We start from the raw sequence: 16,986 nt of genomic DNA on the forward strand, positions 1-16,986 counted from the left end.
GCCGAGACCCGCGTCAGGCGCCCGCGCCGAGTTCGCGAACCGCCTCCGCGAACGCGTCACCGCGCTGGTTGTAGTTGGCGAACATGTCCATCGAGGCACAAGCAGGTGCCAAGAGCACCGTGTCTCCGGCGACAGCGAGTCGCCGGGCTTCCTGGACTGCCGCGAGCATCGCCCCAGTGTCGGTCCGGTCGACGTCGACGACCGGTACTTCCGGCGCGTGTCGCGCGAGGGCTTCCCGGATCAGGCCGCGATCGGCGCCGATGAGCACGGCCGCGCGCAGTCGCTTTGCCGACTTGGCGGCCAGTTCCTCGAAGACGGCGCCCTTGGCGAGCCCGCCCGCGATCCACACGATGGACTCGTACGCCGCCAACGAGGCTTCCGCCGCGTGGGTGTTGGTGGCCTTGGAGTCGTCGACGTACGCGACCCCTTCCAGGTCCGCCACATGCGCGATGCGGTGGGCGTCCGGGGTGAAGGCCCGAAGGCCGTCCCGTACGGCCCTGGGGGGCACCCCGTAGGCCCGGGCGAGGGCCGCCGCCGCAAGGGCGTTGGCGATGTTGTGCGGGGCCGGCGGGTTGACGTCGGAGACCTCGGCGAGCTCCTGGGCGTTCTTGTGCCGGTCCTCGACGAAGGCACGGTCGACCAGGATGCCCTCCACGATGCCGAGTTGGGACGGGGCCGGGGTGCCCAGCGTGAAGCCGACGGCCCGGCAGCCCTCCTCGACGTCGGCCTCGCGGACCAGGTCCTCGGTGGCCTTGTCGGCGACGTTGTAGACGCAGGCGACGCGATTGCCCTCGTAGATACGGCCCTTGTCGGCGGCGTACGCCTCCATGGAGCCGTGCCAGTCGAGGTGGTCGGGGGCGAGGTTCAGGACGGCGGCGGAGTGGGCGCGCAGGGAGGGCGCCCAGTGCAGCTGGTAGCTGGACAACTCCACCGCCAGGACGTCGTACTGCTCGTCGCCGAGCACCGCGTCGAGGAGCGAGACGCCGATGTTGCCCACGGCGGCCGTGCGCAGGCCCGCCGCCTCAAGGATGGAGGCGAGCATCTGGACGGTGGTGGTCTTGCCGTTGGTGCCGGTGACGGCGAGCCAGGGCGCGGCGTCCGGGCGCCGCAGCCGCCAGGCGAGTTCCACGTCGCCCCAGACCGGGACGCCCGCTTCACGAGCCGCCGCGAACAGCGGCTTGTCCGGCTTCCAGCCGGGCGCGGTGACGATCAGCTCGGTGCCTTCGGGCAGGGTGGCTCCGTCACCGAGGCGTACGGCGATGCCGAGGGCCTCCAGGTCGGCGGCCTGGGCACGCGCGCGTGCGTCGTCGCCGTCGTTGACGACGGTGACCTTCGCGCCGAGGCCGTGCAGCACCTTGGCCGCCGGGATCCCGGAGACTCCGAGCCCGGCGACGGTGACGTTCTTCCCCTGCCAGTCGGTCACTTGTCCGCTGCCCATCCCGCGTAGAAGAGGCCCAGTCCGACAATCACACAGATGCCCTGGATGATCCAGAAGCGGACCACCACAAGGACTTCGGACCAGCCCTTGAGTTCGAAGTGGTGCTGGAGTGGCGCCATCCGGAAGACGCGTTTGCCGGTGAGGCGGAAGGAGCCGACCTGGATGACCACCGACATGGTGATCAGCACGAACAGGCCGCCGAGGATGGCGAGCAGGAACTCGGTGCGCGAGCAGATGGCGAGACCCGCGAGCGCTCCGCCGAGGGCCAGCGAACCGGTGTCGCCCATGAAGATCTTGGCGGGCGAGGTGTTCCACCACAGGAAGCCGAGGCAGGCGCCCATCAGCGCCGAGGAGACGACGGCGAGGTCGAGTGGATCTCGCACTTCGTAACAGGCACCCGGGTTGCTGAGGGTCTGCGCGTTGGCGCAGGACTCCTGGAACTGCCACACACCGATGAAGGTGTAGGCGCCGAAGACCAGCACGGAGGCGCCGGTGGCGAGGCCGTCCAGACCGTCCGTCAAATTCACGCCGTTCGACATGGCGAGGATCATGAACAGCGCCCAGACGACGAACAGCACCGGGCCGATGGACCAGCCGAAGTCCTGCACGAAGGAGAGCTTCGTGGAGGCCGGGGTGTTGCCGCGGTTGTCCGCGAACTGGAGCGAGAGCACCGCGAAGGCGATACCGCCGAACAGCTGGCCGGCCATCTTGGCCTTGGCCCGCAGACCCAGCGAGCGACGCTTGACGATCTTGATGTAGTCGTCCAGGAAGCCGACCAGACCCATGCCGGCCATCAGACCGATCACCAGGATTCCGGAGAACGTCGGCGGCTTGCCGGTGATCAGCTTGGACAGGAAGTACGCGGCGATCGTCGCCAGGATGAAGGCGATACCACCCATGGTCGGCGTACCGCGCTTGGCGTGGTGCTCACGCGGGCCGTCGTCCCGGATGTACTGGCCGTAGCCCTTGCGGGCCAGCAGCTTGATCAGCAGCGGAGTGCCGATCAGGGTCAGGAAGAGGCCAATGACTCCTGAGAACAGGATCTGATTCATCATCGGGCGGCAACCTCACCCTCGGTACCGCCCGCGAGCAGCGCCTCGGCGACGCCCTCCAGACCGACCGAACGGGACGCCTTCACGAGCACGACGTCCCCCGGGCGCAACTCGCTGCGCAACAGGTCGACCGCCGCCTGTGCGTCGGACACGTGCACCGACTCCTCACCCCACGAACCCTCGTTATATGCGCCCAGTTGCAGCCAGGACGCTTCCCTGCCCCCGACCGCGACGAGCTTGCTGACGTTGAGCCGGACGGCGAGCCGCCCGACCGCGTCGTGCTCGGCGAGCGCCTCGTCCCCGAGCTCGGCCATCTTGCCGAGCACCGCCCAGGTCCGCCGCCCCTTGCCCATCGCCGCGAGCGCGCGCAGGGCGGCTCGCATGGACTCGGGGTTCGCGTTGTAGGCGTCGTTGACGACCGTCACGCCGTCCGGGCGCTCGGTGACCTCCATCCGCCAGCGGGAGAGGGAGCCCGCCTCGGAGAGCGCGGTGGCGATCTCTTCCGCGGACATGCCCAGCTCATGGGCGACGGCGGCCGCGGCGAGCGCGTTCGACACGTGGTGCTCACCGTACAGGCGCATGGTCACATCGCTGCACCCGGAGGGTGTGTGAAGCATGAAGGAGGGCTGTCCGCTGTCCGTGAGTCGCACGTTCTCGGCGCGTACGTCCGCTTCGCCGGACTCTCCGAAAAGGATCACCTTCGCCTTCGTACGGGATGCCATGGCCCGCACGAGGGGGTCGTCCCCGTTCAGGATCGCGGCGCCGCCGTCACTCGCGGCCGGGAGGTTCTCGACGATCTCGCCCTTGGCCTGCGCGATCTGCTCGCGGCCGCCGAACTCGCCGATGTGGGCGGTGCCGACGTTGAGCACGAGGCCGATCTTCGGGGGCGTCAGACCGGTGAGGTAGCGGATGTGGCCGATGCCGCGGGCGCCCATCTCCAGGACGAGGAACCTCGTCTCCTCGGTGGCGCTCAGCGCGGTCAGCGGCAGCCCGATCTCGTTGTTGAACGAGCCCGGCGTCCACACCGTCGGCGCCTTGCGCTGGAGGACCTGGGCGATCAGGTCCTTGGTGCTGGTCTTGCCCGCCGAGCCGGTCAGGGCCACGAGGGTCGCGCCGAGCCGTCGTACGACATGACGGGCGAGGGCGCCGAGGGCCTTCTGAACGTCGGCCACGACGATCGCGGGCACCCCCACGGGACGCGAGGCCAGGACGGCGACGGCACCCGCCGCCACGACCGCCGACGCGTAGTCGTGGCCGTCCACGCGCTCGCCGACGAAGGCGGCGAAGAGGCTGCCGGGCTCCACTTCACGGGAGTCCCGGACGACGGATCCGGTGACCTGGACGGACGGATCCGGTATGTCGTACGTCTGCCCGCCGACGACTTCTGCGATCTCGGCGAGAGAGAGGGCGATCACAAGTTCATCCCTGGGTCTTCTGGATAGCTTCGCGAAGCACCTGGCGGTCGTCGAAGGGACGGACCACTCCGGCGATGTCCTGGCCCTGCTCATGGCCCTTGCCCGCGACCAGCACGGTGTCGCCCGGCTCGGCGCGCGCCACGGCTGCGGCGATCGCGGCGGCCCGGTCCTCGAAGACCTGGACCTCGCCACGCTCGTGTCCCGGCACGGACGCCGCACCCTGGAGCATGGTTGCGAGGATCGCCAGGGGGTCCTCGGAGCGGGGGTTGTCGGAGGTCAGTACGGCGGTGTCGGCGAGCCGGGCGGCGGCGGCGCCCATCGGCGCGCGCTTGGTCGTGTCGCGGTCCCCGCCGCAGCCGAGCACTACGTGCAGGCTGCCCTCGGTGACCTTGCGCAGCGCCTTGAGCACCGATTCGACGGCGTCGGTCTTGTGGGCGTAGTCCACGACCGCGAGATACGGCTGCCCGGCGTCCACCCGCTCCAGCCGGCCCGGCACACCCGGCACGGCGGCGATGCCGTCGGCGGCGGCCTGTACATCGAGGCCGGCGGCGGCCAGGGCGGTGATGGCGGCGAGGGTGTTCGCCACGTTGAAGGGGCCCGCGATCGGCGATCTGGCCGCGATCCGCTCGCCCTTGGGGCCGATCACGGTGAACGTCGAGTCCATGGGGCCGATCGCCACGTCGTCGGCGCGCCAGTCGGCGTCCGGGTGGCCCTCGGCGGAGAAGGTGACGACCGGAACGGTGGCTTCCTTGACGAGCCTGCGGCCGTACTCGTCATCGAGGTTGACGACGCCGAGTTTGCTGCGTTTCGGGGTGAACAGCTGCGCCTTGGCCCGGAAGTAGTCCTCCATGTCGGAGTGGAACTCCATGTGCTCCGGGCTGAGGTTGGTGAACACGGCGATGTCGAAGACACAGGCGTCCACCCGGCCGAGGACCAGCGCGTGGCTGGAGACCTCCATGGCGACCGCCTCCACGCCGCGCTCGCGCATGACGGCGAACAGGGCCTGGAGGTCGGTGGCTTCGGGGGTGGTGCGCTCGGACTTGATGCGCTCGTCGCCGATGCGCATCTCGACCGTGCCGATGAGTCCGGTGGCCCGGGCGGTCTTGAGGGCGCCCTCGACGAGATACGCGGTGGTGGTCTTGCCGGAGGTGCCGGTGATGCCGATCTGGAGGAGGTCGCGGCCGGGGTGGCCGTAGATCGTGGCCGCCAGTTCACCCATCTGCCCGCGCGGGTTCTCGACCACCAGCACCGGCAGGCCGGTCGCGGCGGCGCGCTCGGCGCCGGTCGGGTCGGTCAGCACGGCGACCGCGCCGAGGCTCGCGGCCTGCGTGACGAAGTCGGCGCCGTGCAGGCGGGCGCCCGGGAGGGCGGCGTACAGATCGCCGGGGCGGACGGCGCGCGAGTCATGGGTGATGCCCGTGACATCGACGGCGTCCGCGCGGTCCGGCGCGGTGGCACCCAGCTGATCGGCAAGTTCCGCGAGGGGTGTGGCGGAGACCTGCGCCGGCCTGGGCGGTCCCGGATAGGTCACGGGTTGCCCCTTCTGGGTGGTTTGGGACTGATCAGCGTGTGGCACGGCGGTGAGCGTACCGGGCGTACCCGCCCGGGAGCTAAAAAGGGGCCCGCGCGCAGCGCGGTCGGGCAAGGGTGGCGGTGGGTGACGGGCGGGCGAGGGGCGAGGGGCGCCCTGGTTCCCGGAGTCGGGAGTGATCGTTGTCACGAGGTGGTTCCTGGCTGCTCGGTGCTGATCAGGGTGGTCGGGTTCGTGGTCAGGGCCGGTAGGCGACCGGGAGCTTCGCGGCCTTGGCCCCGGTCGGCGGGACCTGGAGGGTCTTCAGGGCGAACTCCATCACCTGCTTGTAGATCGGTCCGCAGATCTGGCCACCGAAGTAGTTGCCCTGGGTGGCGTTCTGGATGGCGCAGTAGACCGTGATCCGGGGCTTGTCGGCGGGTGCGAAACCGGCGAACGACGACGTGTAGCCGCGGTACTTGCCGGTGGCCGGATCCACTCGGTTCGCCGTACCCGTCTTGCCCGCGACCCGGTATCCGGGGATGCGCGCCTTGGTGCCGGTGCCCTCCCTGTCGTCCACGACCGACTCCAGCATCTGGGCGAGCGTCTTCGCCGTCTTCGCGCTGATGACCCTGGTCTTCTTGGGCTCCTTGGCGGAGGTGAACTGCCCGTCGGGCCCCTTGGTGCCGCGCACGATGCTGGGTTCGACGCGTACGCCGCCGTTGGCGATGGTCGAGTAGACGGAGGCCGCCTGCATCGCGTTGATGGACACGCCCTGGCCGAAAGGAATCGTGTACTGCTGCGAGGTCGACCACTTGTCCGGGGCGGCGAGGATGCCCGGGGTCTCGCCGGGGAAGCCGAGTCCGGTGTAGCTGCCGAGGCCGAACTTGCGCAGGTAGTCGTAGAGGACCTTGTTGGACTGCGGCTGGGTCTTGCCGAGCTGGCCGGTGGCGAGGATGGTGCCGATGTTGCTGGACTTGGCGAGCACGCCGTTGAGCGTGAGGTACCAGGTGTCGTGGTCGATGTCGTCCTTGAAGAGCCGGTCACCGCGGTGCAGCCGGTTGGGGACGATGACATGCGTGCCCGGGGTGGCCACGCCCTCCTCCAGTACGGCGGCCATCGACATGACCTTCGCGGTGGAGCCGGGCTCGAAGGCGTCCTGGAGGGCCGCGTTGCCCATGTTCGCGCTGCTGGCCTCGGAGAGGTCGTTCGGGTCGAAGCCGGGCGAGTTGGCCATGGCGAGGATCTCGCCGGTGCGGGTGTCCTGGACGATCACATAGCCGCGGTCCGCCTTGGACTCCTGGACCTGCTTGGTGATGGCGTTCTGCGCGGCCCACTGGATGTCGCGGTCGATGGTGAGCTCGACGTCGCTGCCGGGCACGGCGGGCGTCTCGGTGGAGCCCACGGTGGGGACCTGCCGGCCGCCGGACTGGGCGTAGCGGATCTCGCCGTCCTTGCCGGACAGCTGCTTGTTCAGCTGCTGCTCGACACCGCCGCCGCCCTTGCCGTCGGAGTTGACCCAGCCCAGTATCCCGGCGGCGAGGTCGCCGTTCGGGTACACGCGCTTGCTGCTGGCGACCGACAGGACGCCCGCGAGGACGTTGACGGTGCTCTTGTCGCTCTCGGACTTGGTGGCCAGCGCGGTCTTCAGGTCCTTGATCTGCTTCCAGACCTGCGGGGTCTGGCGGCTCGCCAGCAGGGTGTAGCGCAGGTTCTTGTTCGCGGGCCGCAGCTTGTGGGCGATCTTCTCCGGCTCCTGGCCGAGGATCGGCGCGAGAAGGGCGGCCGCCTGCTCGGGGCCGTCGTCGACCTTCAGCTGCTCGGGGGCGAACAGCGTGGGGTCGGCGGTGATGTCGTACGCGTCCACGCTGGCCGCCAGGGCCACGCCGTTGCGGTCGGTGATGCCCCCGCGCTCGGCGGCCAGCGTGTAGCCGACGTACCGGTTCTTCTCGGCCTTGGCGGCGTAGGTGCTCGCGTCGACGCCCTGCACCTGGAGGAGCCGTACGACGAAGGCGATCAGGACGAGGGTCAGGGCCAGGCCGACCATGCGCAGCCGGGGGCGGGGGCTGCCGAGCCGGATGACTCCGGTGACCGGCGGACGGGGGCGTGCCGGGCGGCGGGCCGGGCGGGCGCCGGGGCCGGGGCGCCGCTGGGCGCCTGCGGAGCGGGCGGGCTTCGCGGGTCCGGGCACGCGGCGGCGCGGCGGTTCCCTGTCGGACACTTCCGTCACCTGCCGGGGGTCGAGTACGGGGCGGTGGACTGGGCGGACGGGAGGGGCTGCTGAACGGAGGGCGCGTACCGGGGTTCGGCGTACGAGGCCGCGGGCTCAGACACGGCGGGGGTGGCCTCGGGAGCCGACGCCGTGGGCGTCGCACTTGCTGCCGAGGGCACGTTGGGCTCGCTGACCAGGGCCTCGGGAGGGAGGAGCAGGGAGTCGTACGCGGCGGTCTGCCCGGCGGGCGCGGGGCTGGGGACGCCCTTGACGGTGCCGTCGGGGTTGAGGAAGGCGGGGTCGCCGCCGGGAACCATGCCCAGTTCGCGGGCGCGGCGCTGGAGGGCCTCGGGGGCGGAGTAGGCGTCGATGTCCCGCTGGAGCGACTGCTCCTCGTCGGTGAGGGACTTCGTCTCCTTCTGCAGGTCGTCGAGTCTGAACGCGCCTTCACTGAGGGCGGAGTTCAGCACGAGGAGCCCGATGAGGCCGCCGCCGAGAAGGAGGACGACGAGGAGGACGAAGGGGGCGCGGGCGGCATGCCCGATCCCCGCGGGAAAGAGCCGCGCGAGCCGGGCGGCCCGACCCCTCAGTTCGGGTTTCCTACTCACTCACCCTCCCCCAAGCGATTCTCCGACTCATGGGTTTGATTTCTGGACCCGGACATCCGCCCCCGCCCCCGCGTTGCGCCCCTCATTCGATGGACTCCCTGATGCGTTCGGCGCCACGCAGGCGCGCCGGTGCCGCGCGCCGGTTCTCGGCGACCTCTTCCTCGGTGGGAAGTTCGGCACCGCGCGTCAGCAGCTTGAGCCGGGGCTGGTACTGCTCGGGGACAACCGGCAGCCCGGGCGGGGCGGTATTGGCGGCGCCGGCCGCGAACACCTGCTTGACCAGCCGGTCCTCCAGCGACTGGTACGACAGCACGGCGATCCGCCCGCCGACGTCGAGGGCCGCCACGGCGGCCGGGATCGCCCGCTCCAGGACGGAGAGCTCGCCGTTGACCTCGATGCGCAGCGCCTGGAAGGTGCGCTTGGCCGGGTTCCCGCCGGTGCGCTTGGCGGCCTGCGGCAGCGCGTCCCGGATGAGCTCCACCAGCCGGGCGCTGTTCGTGAACGGCTCCTTGTCCCGCTCGCGCACCACGGCGGCCACGATCCGCTTGGCCTGCTTCTCCTCGCCGTACGCGCGCAGGATCCGGACGAGTTCGCCGGCCGGGTAGGTGTTGAGGACCTCGGCGGCGCTGATGCCGCTGGTCTGGTCCATGCGCATGTCGAGGGGGGCGTCCTGGGCGTAGGCGAAGCCGCGGTCGGCCTCGTCGAGCTGCATGGAGGAGACGCCGAGGTCGAACAGGACGCCCTGCACGCGCGCGATGCCGAGCCTGGCCAGGACGTCGGGCAGCTCGTCGTAGACGGCGTGCACCAGGTTGGCTCGCTCGCCGTACTCCGCGAGCCGTTCGCCGGACAGACGCAGGGCCTCCTTGTCGCGGTCGAGGGCGACGAGCCGGGCCTCGGGGAACCGCTCGAGGAGAGCCTCGCTGTGGCCGCCGAGCCCGAGCGTGCAGTCGACGACCACGGCTCCCGGCCGCTGCAGCGCGGGTGCCAACAGGTCCAGGCACCGCTGGAGCATCACCGGGACATGTCGACTCTGGCTCAAGGGGCCCTCTCAGATCCGGCGGGCGTGCACGCACCGCCGGGTCCCCGCCCTCCCCCGACGAACTGGGGGAACCCCAGCGAAGGGGAGGCCTGCCGGCGCCGGAAGCGTCAGCCGACCGGGAGCGGGAGGAGGCCGAGCCGTACGTGCGCGCCGCGCACGCGGGGAGATCTCCGGAAAGTCGCCGGGGTCTCCGGGGAATTCAGTCCAGCAGGGAGCCTCGCCTCCCGCTTCGCGTCACTTTAGTCCACCGTCTGTCGCGGTCAATCAACCGGCCTGCGCGTCGCCGCTTCGGGTTGCGCCGCTGCCGCGCTGCGCGGAGATTCGCTCGTATGGGCGCACTCACGACACCCCTGTGGGTTAGCTCACAACAAGGCTCGATGGCGTTCTTTGTCCCCTCTCACAACGGGTCCGTTCGAGGCGTGACCAGTACCGTCATGGGTATGACGACTTCTGCATCGGTTCCCACTGGTCCCCAGGGCGCGATAGCCGACCGCGGCACGGTCACCGACCGTCTTGTCGAGGCGAACGAGCGCTACGCCGCCGCCTTCACCGACCCGGGCATGGACGCCCGGCCCGTGCTCCACGTCGCCATCGTCGCCTGCATGGACGCCCGACTCGACCTGCACGCCGCGCTCGGCCTGGAGCTCGGTGACTGCCACACCATCCGCAACGCGGGGGGTGTCGTCACCGACGACGTGATCCGCTCGCTCACCATCAGCCAGCGCAAGCTCGGCACCCGCAGCGTCGTACTGATCCACCACACCGGCTGCGGTCTGGAGTCCCTCACCGAGGACTTCCGCACCGAGCTGGAGCTGGAGGTCGGCCAGCGCCCCGCCTGGGCGGTGGAGTCCTTCCGCGACGTCGACCAGGACGTGCGGCAGTCGATGCAGCGCGTGCGCACCTCGCCGTTCCTGGCGCACACCGACGACGTACGCGGCTTCGTCTTCGACGTGAAGACGGGTCTGCTGCGCGAGATCGACCCCGCGTAACCCTCCGCCACGCCTGTCGTTTCGCTGTCAATTCGGCCTCTGGAGCGCACAAAAGGCCCTAAGCCCTGACATATCGCGGACAGTTGTCCACAGTCGAGTGACACGAATCGGTAACGGCAGCAAGAATGCGAGTGTGGCAACACGCGGAACGTTTCACGCGTGGTGTCCGTGTTCCAGGGGTGGGCCGGTCCGCATCGCGTCGGCCCGGAAAGAACGGGCCGAGGAGGGCCGGGTGACGACCTATGACGATCGAGCGAGCCTCACTGATCTGACCGCCACTGCGGAGCGTGTCCGCAGTTCGGTGGAGGGTGTGATCGAGGGCAAGCCCGAGGTCGTACGGCTTTCGCTGACCGTACTGCTCGCCGAGGGGCATCTTCTGATCGAGGATGTCCCCGGCGTGGGCAAGACGATGCTGGCCAAAGCGCTGGCACGATCCATCGACTGTTCGGTCCGGCGTATCCAGTTCACGCCCGACCTGCTGCCGTCCGACATCACCGGTGTGTCGATCTGGGACCAGCAGCGCAAGGACTTCGAGTTCAAGCCCGGCGCGATCTTCGCCCAGATCGTGATCGGCGACGAGATCAACCGCGCCTCGCCGAAGACCCAGTCCGCGCTGCTGGAGTCCATGGAGGAGCGCCAGGTCACGATCGACGGGCAGACCTATGAGCTGCCGAGCCCCTTCATGGTGGTGGCGACGCAGAACCCGGTCGAGATGGAGGGCACCTATCCGCTGCCCGAGGCCCAGCGCGACCGCTTCATGGCCCGCGTCTCCGTCGGCTACCCCAGCATGGAGGCCGAGCTGCAGATGCTGGACGTGCACGGCGGTGTCTCGCCGCTGGAGGACCTCCAGCCGGTGGCGCACGCGCACGACATCGTGAAGCTCATCGACGCCGTCCGCGGCGTCCACGTCGCCGAGCCGGTCCGGCGGTACGCGGTGGAGCTGGTCGCCGCCACGCGCACGCACCCCGACCTCAGACTCGGCGCCTCCCCGCGCGCGACGCTGCATCTGCTGCGCGCGGCGAAGGCGTCCGCAGCCCTGAGCGGCCGGGAGTACGCGCTGCCGGACGACGTGCAGGCCCTCGCCGTGGCCGTCCTGGCCCACCGCCTGCTGCCCACGGCCCAGGCCCAGCTGAACCGGCGTACGTCCGAGCAGGTCGTCCAGGAGATCATGCAGCGCACCCCGGTGCCCGCCGCGCCCCAGCAGCAGACCGGCTTCGGAGGCCTCGGCCGGGGCACTCCGACGTACGGCCAGCAGCCGCCGCGGAGGCTCGGATGACCTCCGGTGGGACCGGCCAGGCGGAGGCGGACCGCGGTGAGAAGAGCGGCATCCGCACCGCACTGGCCGGTCTGACCACGCGTGGCCGCTCCTTCCTGGCGGCCGGCATCGCGGCCGCCATCTGCTCCTACGTCCTCGGGCAGAGCGACCTGCTGCGCGTCGGGCTGCTCCTCTCCGTGCTCCCCCTGGTCTGCGCGACGGTGCTGTACCGCACGCGCTACCGGGTCGCGGGCAGCCGCAGGCTCTCCCCCGCGCGCGTGCCCGCCGGCAGCGAGGCCCGCGTCCATCTGCGGATGGACAACGTCTCCCGGCTGCCCACGGGCCTGCTCATGCTCCAGGACCGGGTGCCGTACGTCCTCGGACCGCGCCCCCGCTTCGTCCTGGACCGAGTGGAGGCGGGCGGCCGCCGCGAGGTGTCCTACCGCGTGCGCTCCGACCTGCGCGGCCGCTATCCGCTGGGCCCGCTGCAGCTGCGCCTGAGCGACCCGTTCGGCATGTGCGAGCTGACCCGCTCCTTCTCCACGCACGACACCCTGACGGTCATCCCGCGCGTGGAGCCGCTGCCGCCGGTGCGCTTCAGCGGCGAGGCGAAGGGCTACGGCGACGGACGGCAGCGCTCGCTCGCGCTGGCCGGCGAGGACGACGTGATCCCGCGCGGCTACCGCCACGGCGACGATCTGCGCCGCGTGCACTGGCGCTCCACCGCCCGCTACGGCGAGCTGATGGTGCGCCGCGAGGAGCAGCCGCAGCGCGCCCGGTGCACGGTGCTGCTGGACACCAGGGGCCCGGCCTTCCAGGGCGCGGGCCCCGACTCGGCCTTCGAGTGGGCCGTGTCGGGCACGGCGTCCGTTCTGGTCCACATGCTCGAACGGGGCTTCTCCGTCCGGCTCCTGACGGACACCGGCAGCTCGGTGCCCGCCGAGGGCGCCGACGGGTTCGCGGGCGCGAGCCAGGAGTCCGCGGACGCGGCCGGGCTGATGATGGACACCCTCGCGGTGATCGACCACTCGGACGGTACGGGTCTGTCGCGGGCGTACGACGTGATGCGCGGCGGCAACGAAGGGCTGCTGGTCGCCTTCTTCGGCGACCTCGACGAGGAGCAGGCGACGGTGGCCGCCAAGATGCGGCAGCGCAGCGGCGGCGCGGTGGCCTTCGTGCTGGACAGCGGGTCCTGGGTGCGGGAACCCACCGATGTGCCCGGCGCGTTGGACAGGGGCGAGGAGCGGCTGCGGATGCTGCGGGAGGCGGGCTGGACGGCCCTGAGCGTGCCGCGGGGCGCTTCGCTGGACGAGCTGTGGCGCCAGGCGGACCGTGCGCGCACGGACGCGGCCGCGATCAGCGGCGCGTATGGCGAGGGGGGACGGGCATGAGCGGGCGGACACGGATGGCGCTGAGCGCCGCGGCGGCCACGCTGATGGCGTCCTGCGCCCTGCTGCCCCTGGTCTCCCCGGTCACCTGGCTGCTGCAGGCGATCTTCCTGCTGGCGATCCAGACGGGCGTGGGCATGGCGACCCGGCGGGTGCCGCTGGCCCGGCCCCTGACGGTGGCGGCGCAGGCCCTCGTCGCCCTGATGCTGCTGACCCTGACCTTCGCCAACCAGCAGGCGATCATCGGGATGATCCCCGGGCCCGAGGCGTTCGCCCACTTCGGCGAGCTGCTGCAGACGGGCGCGGACGACGTCAGCCGGTACTCGATTCCGGCGCCGCTGTCGGACGGCATCCGGCTGATGCTCATCGGCGGGGTCCTGATCATCGGCCTGGCGGTGGACACCCTGGCGGTGACGTTCCGCAGCGCCGCCCCGGCCGGGCTCCCGCTGCTGGCGCTGTACTCGGTCGCCGCGGGGCTGTCCGAGGGCGGCGCGGACTGGCTGTGGTTCCTGGTCGCCGCCGCGGGCTATCTGATGCTGCTCCTGGCCGAGGGGCGTGACCGGCTCTCGCAGTGGGGCCGGGTCTTCGGCGGGGCGCCACGGATGCCGGGCGGGGAGCCGACCGGCGCGGTGGCACCGGTCCGTACCGGGCGGCGCATCGGCGTGGTCGCGCTGGGCATCGCCCTGGCGGTGCCGCTGGCCCTGCCCGCGATGAACGGCGGGCTGCTGGGACCCGCGGGCACAGGGGTCGGCTCCGGCAGCGGGAGCGGGGGCACGATCTCGGCGGTGAACCCGCTGGTGTCCCTGCGCGACAGTCTGAACGTGGACGAGGACCGCGAGGTCCTCTCCCTGAAGTCCGACACGGCCGACCTGTCGAACATGTATCTGCGGATCGTCTCCCTGGACGACTTCGACGGCACCACCTGGCAGCCGGCCAAGCGCAGCATCCAGGCCGTGCCCAACGAGTTCCCCACGCCCTTCGGCCTCGGCCCGGACGTGCAGCGCTCGCAGGTCGAGACGACCGTCTCGGCAGCGGACTGGTACGCGCAGAACTGGCTGCCGATGCCGTACCCGCCCAGCGGCGTCGACATAGCGGGCAACTGGCGGTACGAACCGCTGGGCATGACGGTCGTGGGTGACCGCCGCCAGACCACGCGCGGGGCGACGTACACCGTGCGCAGCCTCGACGTGCAGCCGACGGCTAAGCAGCTCGCGAACGCGCCGGCGGCGCCCGCGGCCTTGAAGCGCGAGTTCACCGAGCTGCCCGACACGCTGCCCTCGGCGGTCGCCCGGACCGCGCGCGAGGTCACCGAGGGGGCGGACAACCCCTACGAGCAGGCCGTCAAGCTCCAGGAGTACTTCGCCGTCACGGGCGGCTTCCAGTACGACACCAACGTCAAGGTCGGCAGCGGCCGGCAGGCGATCGCCCGCTTCCTGAAGGACAAGCAGGGCTTCTGCGTCCATTTCTCCTTCGCGATGGCGGCGATGGCCCGCTCGCTGGACATACCGGCACGGGTGGCGGTGGGTTTCGCGCCCGGCACCCCGCAGGGCGACAACTCCGTCTCGGTGGGCCTGAAGGACGCCCACGCCTGGCCGGAGCTGTACTTCGAGGGCGTGGGCTGGACCCGCTTCGAGCCGACGCCGACCCGTGGTTCGGTGCCGTCGTACACCCAGTCGGACACGACCGGCTCGACGCTGCCGGACGTGGCGCGGCCCTCGCAGTCGACGAGCACGGGGCCCTCGGCCTCGCCCTCGACGAGCGAGAGCTGCGCGGGGCAGAACCCGGAACTGTGCGCGAGCGAGTCCCCGGAAGCCGCGCTCGTCACGGACGACGACGGCCCGAAGTGGTACGTCATCCTGGCCTGGGCCCTCGGAGGGGCCGCGGCGCTGCTGATCCCGTTGGCGCCGATGCTGTGGCGGCTGCGGACCAGAGCGGTGCGGCTCGGCGGGCACGGTCGCACGGAGGCGGACGTATCGCTCCACACACTGGCGGTCTGGCAGGAACTCACGGACACCGCCTGGGACTTCGGCATATCCCCGGACGACTCCCAGACCCCCCGTAAGACCGCTGCCCGCATCGTCCGTCTGGGCCATCTCGACCCACCGGCCGCGGCCTCGGTGCACCGGGTGGCCGACGCGGTGGAACAGGTCCTCTACGCCCCCAGCCCCCGGCCGCCGGCCGGCCTCGCGGAGGACGTCCGCGGCGTCCTGTCCGACCTCGAGTCGAAGTCCCCCTGGACGACGACCCTGCGCGCCCGGCTGGCCCCACGCTCCAGCGTGCGGGTCGCCTGGGCCCTGTCGGACTGGTGGGCCAACGTCAAACGGCGCGCCGCCTCGGCCCGCCCGACGCTGCGCAGGCCCTCCACGCCGGGCCAGCGCGGGTGACCGGCCGGGCCCGCGCCGCCGGGCCCGGCTCACCCGGCCGGACGTAGGCACACCGCAACCCAGCCGAACCTGACACCCGTCACCGAGCGTAGGCATACGTCAGGGGGTGACCACCCACCGGTGGTCACCCCCTGCGTCTGTTCAGGATGCTCGTCGAGCTAATGGCCGCCCTGTTCGTCACGGCGGCGCTGCCAGCGCTGTTCGATTCGGTCCATCATGGAGCGCTTCTGACGTGGCTGGCGGCGCGCCTGCTGGCCACCCGCGGGCTGCTCGCCCGGCTTGGGGGCCTTGCGCCAACCGGTCACGGCGAGTACCGCACAGCCCAGCATGACGAGGAAGCCCACCACGCTCAGCCACACCTGCTTGGCGACCATTCCAGCCATGAGGAGCGCGATACCTACGAGGAAGCCCGCGACCGCCTGGTAGACCCGTCGCCGGGTGTACGTACGCAGCCCGCTTCCCTCAAGCGCTGTCGCGAACTTGGGATCTTCGGCGTACAGCGCTCGCTCCATCTGCTCGAGCATTCGCTGCTCGTGCTCCGAGAGCGGCACGGAGTCCTCCTCATCGTGCAGTCGCCGGGGCGACCCGGGGGGTCCCTTCAGGATAGGCAGGGAATCGCCCCCGTGAAACCCGCCCCTCTACGCCAATTGGCCAACCGGGCTCCGTCATGGACGTCCCGGCTCGCTGAGATCTGCATTCCCCAGCGGCCGACCCGTCATGCCGGAACGGTCTCCCTCGATCATACGGCGCCCCGCGCCCGATCGGGGGGCCTGTGGCGTACTCCATGTGCAGCCAAGCCCCTGATCAACGGCGCACCCCTGGGGTCCGCTCACCGAAAACGGCTCAGGCCCCGGCGGTCTCCCGCGTCTCTCCCAGCACGTGGAGCTGCGTGGCCACGGAGTGGAAGGCCGACAGCTCTGCCGCGGCCTCCTCCAGCTTCAGCAGCGCCTCCAGAGCGCCGGGCTCGGTGTCCACCAGCACGCCCGGGACCAGGTCGGCGAAGACCCGCACCCCGTGCACGGCCCCCACCCGCAGGCCGGCGCCCTCGACCAGCCCGGTGAGCTGCTCGACGGTGAATCGGCGCGGCACGGGGTCACCCTGGCCCCAGCGGCCGTCCGGGTCCTCCAGGGCCTGCTTGGCCTCCTTGAAGTGACCGGCGAGGGCCCGCGCCAGCACGGCACCGCCCAGACCGGCGGCGAGCAGGCTGAGGACGCCCTCGGGGCGCAGGGCGGCCACGGCGTTGCGGACGCCCTCGGCGGGGTCGTCGACGTACTCCAGGACGCCGTGACACAGCACGACGTCGTACCCGCCGCGCTCGACCACGTCGAAGAGGCCGTGGGCGTCGCCCTGGACGCCCTGCACCCGGTCGGCGACCTCGGCCTCGGCGGCGCGCCGCTCCAGGGCGAAGAGCGCGTTCGGGCTGGGGTCGACGACGGTGACGCGGTGACCGAGGCGGGCGAGGGGCACGGCGAAGTTGCCGCTGCCGCCCCCGGTGTCCAGGACATCCAGCGCCTGCCGCCCCGTGGCCTTGACCCGGCGGTCCAGGGCGTCCTGGAGGACCTCCCAGACCACGGCGGTACGGAGAGAGGCGCGGGATTGAGAGGCGCCGGAGCGCAGCGACGTCCCCTGAGGGTGGTGGTGGGAGACGGGCGGGCGCATCGGGTCCGACACGGCGTTTGACTCCTCGGCGCGGCAC

At 71.3% G+C, this 16,986-nt stretch carries 13 protein-coding genes; 4 read left to right on the top strand and 9 right to left on the bottom strand.

The window, feature by feature from the left end; translation table 11 throughout:
* Window positions 1-13 precede the first annotated feature (13 nt).
* The 7 genes from murD to rsmH all read right to left on the bottom strand — a co-directional run bounded on the left by murD (window position 14) and on the right by rsmH (window position 9,274).
* Complete coding sequence (gene murD / locus ACWGDB_RS18160; RefSeq protein WP_453823340.1) at window positions 14-1,438, bottom strand: UDP-N-acetylmuramoyl-L-alanine--D-glutamate ligase; 1,425 nt, start codon at window positions 1,436-1,438, stop codon at window positions 14-16.
* On the bottom strand, window positions 1,420-2,493 hold the full coding sequence (gene mraY / locus ACWGDB_RS18165; RefSeq protein WP_328882238.1) for a phospho-N-acetylmuramoyl-pentapeptide-transferase: 1,074 nt from the start codon (window positions 2,491-2,493) through the stop codon (window positions 1,420-1,422). The genes murD and mraY overlap by 19 nt, the downstream gene beginning before the upstream one ends.
* Complete coding sequence (locus tag ACWGDB_RS18170) at window positions 2,490-3,905, bottom strand: UDP-N-acetylmuramoyl-tripeptide--D-alanyl-D-alanine ligase (protein WP_453823341.1); 1,416 nt, start codon at window positions 3,903-3,905, stop codon at window positions 2,490-2,492. The genes mraY and ACWGDB_RS18170 overlap by 4 nt, the downstream gene beginning before the upstream one ends.
* A 4-nt stretch (window positions 3,906-3,909) precedes the next feature.
* Window positions 3,910-5,436: a UDP-N-acetylmuramoyl-L-alanyl-D-glutamate--2,6-diaminopimelate ligase gene (locus tag ACWGDB_RS18175; protein ID WP_453823342.1), complete on the bottom strand. Its 1,527-nt coding sequence runs from the start codon at window positions 5,434-5,436 to the stop codon at window positions 3,910-3,912.
* A 238-nt stretch (window positions 5,437-5,674) separates the two neighbouring features.
* Window positions 5,675-7,636: a peptidoglycan D,D-transpeptidase FtsI family protein gene (locus tag ACWGDB_RS18180; protein WP_383596603.1), complete on the bottom strand. Its 1,962-nt coding sequence runs from the start codon at window positions 7,634-7,636 to the stop codon at window positions 5,675-5,677.
* 5 nt (window positions 7,637-7,641) lie between these two features.
* A complete protein-coding gene (locus tag ACWGDB_RS18185) occupies window positions 7,642-8,235 on the bottom strand; it encodes a septum formation initiator family protein (protein ID WP_453823343.1) in 594 nt (197 codons plus the stop codon).
* Window positions 8,236-8,317: 82 nt separating this feature from the next.
* Window positions 8,318-9,274, bottom strand: a complete 957-nt coding sequence (gene rsmH, locus ACWGDB_RS18190) for a 16S rRNA (cytosine(1402)-N(4))-methyltransferase RsmH (RefSeq protein ID WP_453823344.1) — start codon at window positions 9,272-9,274, stop codon at window positions 8,318-8,320.
* 377 nt (window positions 9,275-9,651) lie between these two features.
* On the opposite strand from rsmH, the gene ACWGDB_RS18195 reads away from it, so the two are divergent.
* From ACWGDB_RS18195 to ACWGDB_RS18210, 4 genes are all read left to right on the top strand, one after another.
* Window positions 9,652-10,263, top strand: a complete 612-nt coding sequence (locus ACWGDB_RS18195) for a beta-class carbonic anhydrase (protein ID WP_453823345.1) — start codon at window positions 9,652-9,654, stop codon at window positions 10,261-10,263.
* A 232-nt stretch (window positions 10,264-10,495) separates the two neighbouring features.
* Entirely contained in the window at window positions 10,496-11,539 is a 1,044-nt protein-coding gene (locus tag ACWGDB_RS18200) for an AAA family ATPase (RefSeq protein ID WP_383596591.1), read from the top strand.
* A complete protein-coding gene (locus ACWGDB_RS18205) occupies window positions 11,536-12,909 on the top strand; it encodes a DUF58 domain-containing protein (RefSeq protein ID WP_453823346.1) in 1,374 nt (457 codons plus the stop codon). Before ACWGDB_RS18200 ends, ACWGDB_RS18205 begins: the two co-directional genes overlap by 4 nt.
* Window positions 12,906-15,290: a transglutaminase TgpA family protein gene (locus ACWGDB_RS18210; RefSeq protein ID WP_453823347.1), complete on the top strand. Its 2,385-nt coding sequence runs from the start codon at window positions 12,906-12,908 to the stop codon at window positions 15,288-15,290. Before ACWGDB_RS18205 ends, ACWGDB_RS18210 begins: the two co-directional genes overlap by 4 nt.
* A gap of 158 nt (window positions 15,291-15,448) precedes the next feature.
* On the opposite strand, the gene ACWGDB_RS18215 is transcribed toward ACWGDB_RS18210, so the two are convergent.
* Entirely contained in the window at window positions 15,449-15,841 is a 393-nt protein-coding gene (locus tag ACWGDB_RS18215; protein WP_048583452.1) for a DUF3040 domain-containing protein, read from the bottom strand.
* 292 nt (window positions 15,842-16,133) lie between these two features.
* On the bottom strand, window positions 16,134-16,961 hold the full coding sequence (locus tag ACWGDB_RS18220) for a methyltransferase (protein WP_453823348.1): 828 nt from the start codon (window positions 16,959-16,961) through the stop codon (window positions 16,134-16,136).
* Between the last annotated feature and the right edge of the window lie 25 nt (window positions 16,962-16,986).

Source organism: Streptomyces sp. NPDC055013 (genome assembly GCF_053608645.1).